Annotated in this window: 9 protein-coding genes; 1 reads left to right on the plus strand and 8 read right to left on the minus strand. The window is 44.3% G+C overall.

Features of this window, described 5'->3' with window-relative positions:
- The 3 genes from WBA23_RS03425 to WBA23_RS03435 all read right to left on the minus strand — a co-directional run.
- On the minus strand, positions 1 to 1,170 hold a 1,170-nt coding region (locus WBA23_RS03425), incomplete at its 3' end, for a TonB-dependent receptor plug domain-containing protein (protein ID WP_424580846.1).
- 83 nt (positions 1,171 to 1,253) lie between these two features.
- A complete protein-coding gene (locus tag WBA23_RS03430; RefSeq protein WP_424580847.1) occupies positions 1,254 to 2,348 on the minus strand; it encodes a FecR family protein in 1,095 nt (364 codons plus the stop codon).
- 241 nt (positions 2,349 to 2,589) lie between these two features.
- A complete protein-coding gene (locus WBA23_RS03435; RefSeq protein WP_424580848.1) occupies positions 2,590 to 3,204 on the minus strand; it encodes an RNA polymerase sigma factor in 615 nt (204 codons plus the stop codon).
- A gap of 183 nt (positions 3,205 to 3,387) precedes the next feature.
- Here WBA23_RS03435 and WBA23_RS03440 point away from each other — a divergent pair, with 183 nt between their 5' ends.
- Positions 3,388 to 4,071 (plus strand): uracil-DNA glycosylase family protein, encoded by a 684-nt coding sequence (locus WBA23_RS03440; RefSeq protein WP_424580849.1) that lies wholly within the window; start codon positions 3,388 to 3,390, stop codon positions 4,069 to 4,071.
- On the opposite strand, the gene WBA23_RS03445 is transcribed toward WBA23_RS03440, so the two are convergent.
- From WBA23_RS03445 to WBA23_RS03465, 5 genes are all read right to left on the minus strand, one after another.
- Complete coding sequence (locus tag WBA23_RS03445) at positions 4,068 to 5,501, minus strand: sulfatase (RefSeq protein WP_424580850.1); 1,434 nt, start codon at positions 5,499 to 5,501, stop codon at positions 4,068 to 4,070. The two genes, WBA23_RS03440 and WBA23_RS03445, sit on opposite strands and share 4 nt — an antisense overlap.
- A gap of 63 nt (positions 5,502 to 5,564) precedes the next feature.
- Positions 5,565 to 6,335, minus strand: coding sequence for a hypothetical protein (locus tag WBA23_RS03450; RefSeq protein WP_424580851.1), 771 nt, complete (start codon positions 6,333 to 6,335; stop codon positions 5,565 to 5,567).
- Between the two features lie 77 nt (positions 6,336 to 6,412).
- Positions 6,413 to 7,138, minus strand: a complete 726-nt coding sequence (locus WBA23_RS03455) for a prolyl oligopeptidase family serine peptidase (RefSeq protein WP_424580852.1) — start codon at positions 7,136 to 7,138, stop codon at positions 6,413 to 6,415.
- Between the two features lie 30 nt (positions 7,139 to 7,168).
- Positions 7,169 to 8,002, minus strand: coding sequence for a phytanoyl-CoA dioxygenase family protein (locus tag WBA23_RS03460; protein ID WP_424580853.1), 834 nt, complete (start codon positions 8,000 to 8,002; stop codon positions 7,169 to 7,171).
- Positions 7,999 to 9,210: a Gfo/Idh/MocA family protein gene (locus tag WBA23_RS03465; protein WP_424580854.1), complete on the minus strand. Its 1,212-nt coding sequence runs from the start codon at positions 9,208 to 9,210 to the stop codon at positions 7,999 to 8,001. The genes WBA23_RS03460 and WBA23_RS03465 overlap by 4 nt, the downstream gene beginning before the upstream one ends.
- Positions 9,211 to 9,246 lie beyond the last annotated feature (36 nt).

Here is a 9,246-nt window from a genome sequence, read left to right on the forward strand (position 1 = left end):
GTACTCAACTGCTTCGTTTTGGATTGACCAGGAAGCGTTGAACTCAATCGTGGTGCCCCGAGTAGTTCCCAATTTAGTTGTGATTAAAATAACCCCGCTAGCCGCTCGAGACCCGTAGATTGCCGCAGCGGAAGCGTCCTTCAGAATCTCTACCGAGGAAATATCGTTCGGGTTGATGTCCCGAATGTTACCGGCAAAAGGAATTCCGTCCACCACAATAAGCGGAGAGTTAGATGCTGAAATAGAGTTAATCCCCCGGATTTGAATGCTTCCGTTGGTGCCCGGGTCGCCCGTTCCTCGGGTAATGTTCAAACCGGGAGCCGCCCCTTGCAGTGCTTGGAAAATATTAGGATTCGCGTTCTGCTCCAGCCGTTCAGCGGATACCGAAGCTACCGAACCCACAATATCGCTTTTCTTCTGGGTACCGTAGCCCACCACCACTACTTCAGATAGCGATTGGATATCGGGGGCTAGGGAAAGATTAATGACTGAACGCCCATTAATAGTTTCTTCCACGGTTTCGAAACCGATAGAGGAAAATACCAGGGTAGTGACCGCATCGGCTACGGTGAGGCGGTAGTTGCCACTGATATCGGTTACCGTTCCGGTAGTGGTTCCCTTGGCTAGAATATTGACTCCCGGAATAGGTTCATTAGTAGATAAATCTACTATCTGACCACTTATTGTTTTTTCTATCGCTGTTAGTGCATTCTTTTTAGCTACGGTATTTAACTGAAATGAAGCATCTTTTTGGTACGGAGTGGGCTTCTTAATATCTAGCTTCTTTTTATTCAGCTTTTCTACTTCTCTTTTTTTAGCTGATATAGCGGTAATAACGTAGTGTACCTCATCTATTTTTTCGTATCTTAATTGAAGAGGAGTCAACACAGTAATGAGCGTTTCACCTAGATTCTTGCCAGGAATTTGGCTTTTTTCAACGTATTTGTCTTTCACTACTTCCCCATCAAAGCTAAAGCGCACTTGATGTTTAAGTCCAATTAATTTTAGTGCCTCACTAAGTTCTTCCTGGGTATCTTGGCTAGAAGAGCTTGGCTTGGCCACTTGGCTTTTTTGGGCAATTGCAATCTGCTGGCCTGCAGCCCGCTCAAATACTAGCAGGAGCGTAACGCAGAGCAGAATTTTTAAAAAATGTAGTACTTGATTGTCCATAGTAACGAGTTTTAGGTTCTATTTTGTATTATGATCACTGTCGGGTGCTTCATTGCTATATTGGGCAAAATCAATCTCTGATTTTACTTTTTGCTCACCACTAATTCACTGCCCTGTTTCTTTATATTTAGGTTGAATGATTTAGATACAATTTTTAAGATCAGATCGAGATCGCTCGTTGAGATTTCAGCCTCAAACATTTTATCTCCTATTTCCTCATCAAGAATGGTAATGTTGTAGCCATAGGTATCCTGAATCATCTCAAATACTTCCTGTAAGGGCACATTATCAAAAACCAGCACATTCCTGGTCCAGGAAGCATATTTATCGGGATTCACGGTCCTCTTGGTTATTTGCTTATCTTGTCCGGAGACTTCTACCAAATCGCCGGGCTCCATAGCCAGCTCTTCTGTCACTGATGATTGTGGATTGGTAGGTACATTCAGTAATATCTTTCCTGATTTTAACACCACTTGGGTTTTACCCCGACGGTTGTTGACATTAAATTCGGTACCTAATACTTCTACCGCTACACCGTTTGAGCGTACTATAAATTTTTGATCAGTCTTGTTGTGAACTACTGAAAAGAATGCTTCACCCGACAAGTCCAACTCACGATTGCCCTGCCCCTTACCATCATCGTAATACTGAATACGGGAATTAGCATTTAATACAACCGTGGAGTTATCGGGCAGGATAATTGTTTTTGTTTCCCCAAATTCGGTAGCATATTCTACTGAAGAGGTAGTCATTACCAGTTGCCACACACCTAGCAGTATCAGTAGAAACACTGAGGCTGCCGCCATCATAAAGTACCTTGTCTTGAATTGGAATCTCCGAGATGGGAGCGAATACATAATTGTTTCCCCTACTTCATCATCTTCTTGAGTTTCGCCTGATTCCCAAGCAATATCGAGTTCATCCTTAAGCTCATCCGTTTTAATAGCGGCGCGAATATTCTGTAGCACTTTATTCCGATCAAATTTTTCGGAATCAATACCCTGAAAATCTAGCGACTGAATGGCAATTAGTGCTTTTCTAATAGTAGGTTCTTTTTCCGGATGTTGCCCAATCCAACCTTGCCAAAATCGATCTGTCGTCGGAGAGGGATGAAGTACCCACTCCTGAAAGAAGTCATCCAGTATAAAATCAATAGCGTCAAAGTCTTGATAGTCCATAGACTGTTGGCATTTATTAGAAGGGGAAGAAATTGGAAGAGTGTCCTCAGTAAAAAGAAACTATTTTTCACTTTTATAATTAGCACAATAAATAAGTGCTTATTTTACATATTTCATACTAAATATCACAACAAAATGATAGATTGAATAAGAGACGTAGTAATCGTGCCAGTTTACTTCGAGAGAATACTGTAGAAAATGTGGGCAGGTCAACTGAAGCTGAGCTAATTTATTGATGGAATCAGCTCAATAGTGACAAGAGTACTGTGAGCGAGGCAACATCTTTTCGTAGAGTCAGCATAGCCCGGTAAATGAGATTACGCACCGATTTGGTGTTCATGGATAATAAGCCAGCTACTTCTTCATTGGTAAATCCGTCGTAGAATCGTAGGGTAATCGCTTCTTTTTGCCTTCGGGTGAGTCGGTTGAGAGCAGCAAGCAATTTTTGCTGCTGTTCCTGAGAGAATTGTTGATTAATTAGTTCTGATTCGTGAGAAAACACTACAGTAAAATTGTACTCTTCCATCACGTTACTAACCAGCGGAGTTTTTCGTTTATCTACTAATTTTTTTATGATCTTCCTCTTTAACCGCTTAAACAAATAATATTTGACCGAATGTACAGCAGGCAGTTGATTTCTGCTCTTCCATATCTCCACAAATACATCTTGAATACTATCCTCTATAAGTTCTGTGCTTCCGGTTATTCTTTCTCCGTAGCGGCAAAGATCAGTAAAATACCGATTGTAAAGATGGGTAAAAGCAACCTCATCTCCCGCCCGTAAATCTTGCCATAAGCGGGGCATATTTGACGGTTGAGCTTGCTCAGAAGAGTTAGTATAATAAGATTTATCCAAAATACCGCACTATTTGGGTAACAGATTAATAATGTATAATAATTTTATTCTTTATAATTAACAAATTTTTATTATACGAGCTAAAAATTCCGAAAGATTAACTTTCGCGCGGAGGTTTTAGGATAGTATGCAACCCTTAATCTAGAATTAGCTTAGATTTACCATCGTTACTCAGTTGACTATATGACTTTTGCCGAACATATCATTCAGTTTAATAACCAGCTTCAACTAAATGTTAAACTACCCGAAAACATTCGGGCTATGAACCCTTTTCAGGAAAGTGTAGAAGTTCGAAATATCTCATCAACCTTTTACCGGAAGTACTACAGCGATGCGCACCCGCGCCATCTAATTTTAGGTATTAATCCGGGCCGATTAGGTGCTGGAGCTACCGGTATTCCCTTCACTGATCCTAAGCGGTTGAAATCGCACTGCGATATGGAAAGTCCGTTTTCTCTACACGAGCCTTCTTCGGTTTTTGTATACGAAGTAATTGATGCTTACGGAAGCGTAGAAGAATTCTACCAAAATTTTTACATTAGTTCGGTTTGCCCGTTAGGCTTTGTCAAAATTGATGAAAAAGGACGAGAAACTAATTATAATTATTACGACAGTTCTGAGCTAACCGAAGCCGTTACTCCTTTCATTTTAGAAAGTCTACTAACCCAACTTAACTTTGGCATTCATCGTGACAAAGTATTTTGTATGGGTACTGGAAAGAATTATCGCTTTTTGAAAAGGCTGAACGAAGAATATGAATTTTTTAAAAAAGTGATCCCGCTGGAACACCCTCGCTACGTAATGCAGTACAGAAGCAAGCAAAAGCCTCTTTATATTGATAAATACTTACGAGCTTTAAGTTTTTAGTAACGAAAAAATTCCTGCGCCTTTAGTGAGTCGTACTGGGGATTGGGTTTAGGCTTCTGCGCACCCACATCCTTCCGCCAGGTTTCTAGCTGGTTGTACAGATCGTTGGCTACTTCGGGCACTTCGCTAATGAGGTTGTTGGTTTCGCCAATGTCATATTCCAAATTATAAAGCTCTAGATGCTTATCCTCCAAAAACTCAATCAACTTGTAGCTACCCTGCCGGATCGCCGAATAAGGACTGGCACCCCCCGGATGGTAGTGCGGATAGTGCCAGTATAGTGCTTCCCGATCTAATACTTCGGTATTTGCTTCTAGCATTGGGAGCAAATTCATTCCATCCTGATGGTAGTCTTTTGCGCCCCCGGTGCCCAGCACATTGGCTACCGTAGCAAATACATCCATCGTAATTACCGGTTCATCAATTGTTGCTACTCGTTTACTGGCCTTTGGCCAACGGATAATCATAGGCACTCGCACCCCTCCTTCGTAGGCTGAGCCTTTACCGGCCCGCAGTGGGTTGTTTTGGGTAATATCAAATAGTTCAAGTCCACCATTATCGCTGGTGAAAATTACTAAGGTTTGATCGCTAATTTTTAAGCTATCTAATAACGTCATAATCCGCCCTACACTTTCATCGGTGCTGTGAATCATAGCAGCGTACTCGGCATTAGTATGCTGTAGACTATCGGTTACTTTACGTTGGTAATAGGCAGTGAGGCTATCTTTCCCCTGAATAGGGGTGTGCACAGCATAGTGAGGAAAATACAGTAGAAAAGGCTGTTCGGAGTGGTCGGTAATAAAACGAGAGGCTTCATCGGTTAACCGATCCGTAAGGTACTCGCCTTTTTCTCCTCCTTCTAAATAGGGCAAAGTATCTTGTCTACGTACATAGGGATAAAAGTAGCTAGGTGGCTGCCCTCGGTAGTAACCGGCCACATTACGGTCGAAGCCCTGGTATTGGGGATAGTACACCACCGAATCGCCTAGGTGCCACTTTCCGACACTAGCAGTAACGTAGCCAGCCGCCTTCGCAATTTCAGCAATGGTCACCTCTTGGCTGGGTAAATATTTTGTCCAGTCAGGCGGAAGTAACTTTCCGTGTTTGTTCTGGTGCCCCGCGATCCAGTCGGTTATGTTCAGGCGGGCGGGGTATTTGCCAGTCATAATGGCTGCCCGGGTTGGTGAACAAACCGTGCAAGCGGAGTAAGCATCGGTAAAAATTACACCTTCTTTGGCTAAGCGGTCAATATTAGGCGTTTCGTACAGATCGCTACCGTAACAACCCAAATCAGTCCAGCCCAAGTCATCAATTAGAAAAATAACGACATTGTAAGAAAGCTTACTAGATTCTTTAGGTAGCTCACTCTGAGGCAAGCAGGAAGACAAACTGATAAAAATAGCTAGAAAGCAATGTCTAATATATCGCATGTTCTAATTAAGTGAAAAGTATCAGGCTAAACAATAGCTATTTACTCCGGATGCTTCCCCTACTTACTGGAAGAACTTAAACAGGCCCCGGGGCTGTCGTTCTCTATCGGTTAGGGTAGTAGGATCGTACTCTAATCGGAACCTTAGCTCAAACACCCAGCCGTTCGTTCGGAAGGAAGGTGAATTAGTTAAAATATAGTTAGCCCCATTAGTCTGCCATTCCGAACGCGGACTTACTTCGTAACCCGCGCTCAATCCTATGAACCCGATCGTTCCGGGAAACGTGAACCTTCGCTCTACGCCCGCACCCAGTCCCCCACTAATAAATAATCCAGATGAGTAGCGTTTTACCAATACGTCCGGTTCATTCAAATTACTTAAGCTTCCCTGGAAAGACGAGACATTAGTAGTAGAAGATACTCTTAGCTGGGCTAAGTTGGTACCAAATTGTAAATAAGGATAAACCAACCATTTTTCGCTAGGGATTACGTCGTATTGACCGGCAAAAGATATTTTCCATAGAGTTAAGCGAGCATCACTTTCGGCATTACCGCCATCGTCAAACGTTGATAGAAGCGATAATTGAGTATTTCCATACGAATTTTGATCGCGAAAGCGGTTGGTGAAGCCCAAAGAGGTACCTACCAATCCGGATGTCAGCCTCGGAATTCCTGCCTGCTCTAATTCACGGTTCAGATTGTCCAAATCAACATCCTGCCCTATCACGCTCAAGTAGAATCCTGATCGCGCAGAATTGGTTGTATCAAAAGACTGCGCTACGCTTTCTGAGTAACATAAAGTAGCCAGCAATAGAAATAGCGTTAACTTCTTCATTCGTAAGGATTTAAATTACTATGGATAATTTATTTTAAGTTCAACGGTAGTGAGTTAGGCTTTACTTTGAATAGACTCTACCGGGAATACTGCTTTCCTCTTCCGGCTTTTCGATGAGAAAGCAGCCAATCGTACACCTCTGGGTTGTCGTAGGTTTCTGTCCAGGAATCATGTCCGGCTTCGGGGTAGGTTGTCAGTTTAACATTACCTTGCGCCTGCTGAAGAGCTTCCACCATAGCAACAGTTTGGGAAAGAGGTATGACTCGATCTTTAGCACCATGAAAGGCCCACACCGGCACATCTTTTAGCCACTGGGCATAACTCGGAGTACCGCCTCCGCAGATGGGCACAATTGCAGCGAACATCTCAGGGTTTTGGATAGCCATCCGCCAGGTACCGAAACCACCCCGGCTCATCCCGGTCAGGTATACCCGACTTTCGTCTATTCGATGGGTATCGATTATTTCATCTAGCAGCTCCTTAAGAGCAGCGTCGTTCCAGAGTTTGTTTTCGGGGTTTTGCGGCGAGATGATGATAAAGGGGAAATCCTTGCCTCGCTCAATTAACTTGGGAGGGCCATGCCTTTTTACCAATTCAATATTATCGCCGGTTTCGCCTCCACCGTGTAAGAACAGCAGAAGAGGATAATCTTCGCTACCAGATTCATAATCCTGAGGAAGATACTTTAAGTATTGAAGTCCGGCTTCTTCAGAGCGGTGTACGGTTTGCTGGGCGAACGTGAATTGGCTGGCCACTAGACTTATTGCAAGAATGAACCCCAGTTTACTAAAGATTAAATTCATATCGTTTTCTTAATCAGACTTTTTGAGCCTTTATTGAATCTCTTCCTTAAACTCGGCATCCTTATCTTTGGATAGAAAATCGGCTTCGGCGGCAATACCTTTCTTTCCGGCTTTCAGTAAAGCATCATCGGCTACTTTCTCAATAGGAGTGTAGCAAGAAGCGGGTTCGTCTTTGTAGGGTTTGTTAGTCACTTTGTTGTAGACTGAAATTAGTGACCAACGAGAATGATCGCTGAGATTAGCATTGGAGCGGTGCAGTAAGTTGCAGTGAAAGAAGAGTGCGTCGCCGGGCTGAAGCTCTACGTATACTAATTCATGTTGCTTCATGGCTTCTTCCACTTTTTCCATTTGCGCCCCCACTTGTTCTCCCGCTATGTTATGCTCCACCCGATCCATTCGGTGGGTACCTTTTAATACTTGTATACAGCCGTTTTCCTGGGTAGCTTCCGTTAGAGCCAACATAATACTGACCATTTCAGGGTACAAAAACCCATTGTTGTACCAGTAGCCGTAGTCCTGATGCCACTCCCAAGCTCCGCCCTTTTTAGGTTCCTTCTGCATCAGCTTAGAATGATAGTGCCCTACCGTGCCGTCCAGGATCATTTCAGCTGCTTCTACCATGCGGGCTGAGCGACTGTAAAGTCCGTAGATGTCATCTTGAGGCGTATACCACAATGCTAACTTGGTTCGCAGTCCCTGACTGTCGTTAAAGTCAAAAGATTTATCGTTGATTATCTCGTCTTCGGTGGAAGTCTGGTAAATGAGATCGGCTTCCTCCGGTGAGAAAAAGCCTCTAATAATTACGTAGCCATCGCGTTCAAAATCAGCGAAATGCTGGCGGGTGAATGGTGAAAAAGTGTTCATGAATGGTTCGTTTGCTTTTCAATAATTTTTCCGCTGTCTTTTTCCTTTAAGATAGCCTTCTTCCGGCCGTCGGGCAAATGTTCTTCTTTAATAAGCCAATGGGCTTCATCGTACTCCTTGGCTCCCAGTGGCTGACTACCTTCGGTATTTCCGCGCCACTCGGGCAAATCTATTGATTCCCACTGCTTGCTTTTGGCTGACTTATAACTAGCATCCATAATGGCGTTCACTACGTAGCCATCGTAGAAACTCTCCATTGGGGTTTGTTGCTGGTCCATTGCGTTAAACATATCAGTAAACATGTGGGTGTAGCCCAAGGCGTGAATCTCATCGCCTACCGGAAACAGCCAGCCAGTTTCCTGTTCTGCCTTTTCGGCTACGTAACCCTGCATACCTACCGAAGTGAACAGTTCGTAACCGGTTCGCAAAAAATGGTCAATGCGGATGGTCCCTTCGGTACCGGATACTTCATCACGCAGGTCCATTCCCCCTCGGAACGCCCAGCTTACCTCAAATTGGGTGACCGCACCGGTTTCGTAGCGGACCAAGCCTACGGCGTGGTCTTCGGCTTCAATAGGTTTTACCAGCGTATCGGCCCAGCACATTACTTCTACGGGTTTCACCTCTTTTCCTACGAAGTTCCGCCCTATTTCAATGCAGTGGCAGCCCATATCGATAATGGCCCCACCGCCCGAGAATTCGGGGTTCCAGAACCAGTCGCTGTGTGGCCCCGGGTGGGCTTCCCGCGAGCGGGTCCAGAGTACTTGTCCGACCGCCCCCTTCTCTACTGCCTGCTGGGCTTTCAAGGTCTTGGGAGTATACACCAAATCTTCCAAGTAGCCGTGAAATACTCCAGCTTTCTCTACCGCCTGAAGAATCTCCAGGGCCTCCGCTCCGTTCATCGCCAGGGGTTTGGTACAAAGAATGTTTTTTCCAGCTTGAACTGCGGCTAAAATTGCTTCCTTATGTAAGTAGTTAGGTAGGGCGACAATCACCGTATCGCTTTGTTCGTCTTGTACCGCTTGGTGAATGTCGGTATAGGTAGTTGGGATGTTCCACTTGCTGGCGAACTGCTTTGCCCGGTCCTCAGAGCGGGAGTACACCGATTGTACAATTTCTCTTCCCCGGTGCTGGTAAAGACTGGCCACGTAGAAATCGCCAATCAATCCGGTGCCAAGCAGGCAAATGTGGTGCGTGTTGGTAGGCATAGATTAGGTCTGTTTATTGTTTGGGGTCAAGATAAC

The organism is Tunicatimonas sp. (assembly GCF_049647865.1).
Lineage (GTDB): Bacteria > Bacteroidota > Bacteroidia > Cytophagales > Cyclobacteriaceae > Tunicatimonas.

What these genes read in the sequence shown, in the direction of transcription:
- WBA23_RS03430 (WP_424580847.1), bottom strand. Translation starts at nt 2,348, where the DNA reads ATGGACTATCAAGACTTTGACGCTATTGATTTTATACTGGATGACTTC.
- WBA23_RS03440 (WP_424580849.1), top strand. Translation starts at nt 3,388, where the DNA reads ATGACTTTTGCCGAACATATCATTCAGTTTAATAACCAGCTTCAACTA.
- WBA23_RS03445 (WP_424580850.1), bottom strand. Translation starts at nt 5,501, where the DNA reads ATGCGATATATTAGACATTGCTTTCTAGCTATTTTTATCAGTTTGTCT.
- WBA23_RS03450 (WP_424580851.1), bottom strand. Translation starts at nt 6,335, where the DNA reads ATGAAGAAGTTAACGCTATTTCTATTGCTGGCTACTTTATGTTACTCA.
- WBA23_RS03455 (WP_424580852.1), bottom strand. Translation starts at nt 7,138, where the DNA reads ATGAATTTAATCTTTAGTAAACTGGGGTTCATTCTTGCAATAAGTCTA.
- WBA23_RS03460 (WP_424580853.1), bottom strand. Translation starts at nt 8,002, where the DNA reads ATGAACACTTTTTCACCATTCACCCGCCAGCATTTCGCTGATTTTGAA.
- WBA23_RS03465 (WP_424580854.1), bottom strand. Translation starts at nt 9,210, where the DNA reads ATGCCTACCAACACGCACCACATTTGCCTGCTTGGCACCGGATTGATT.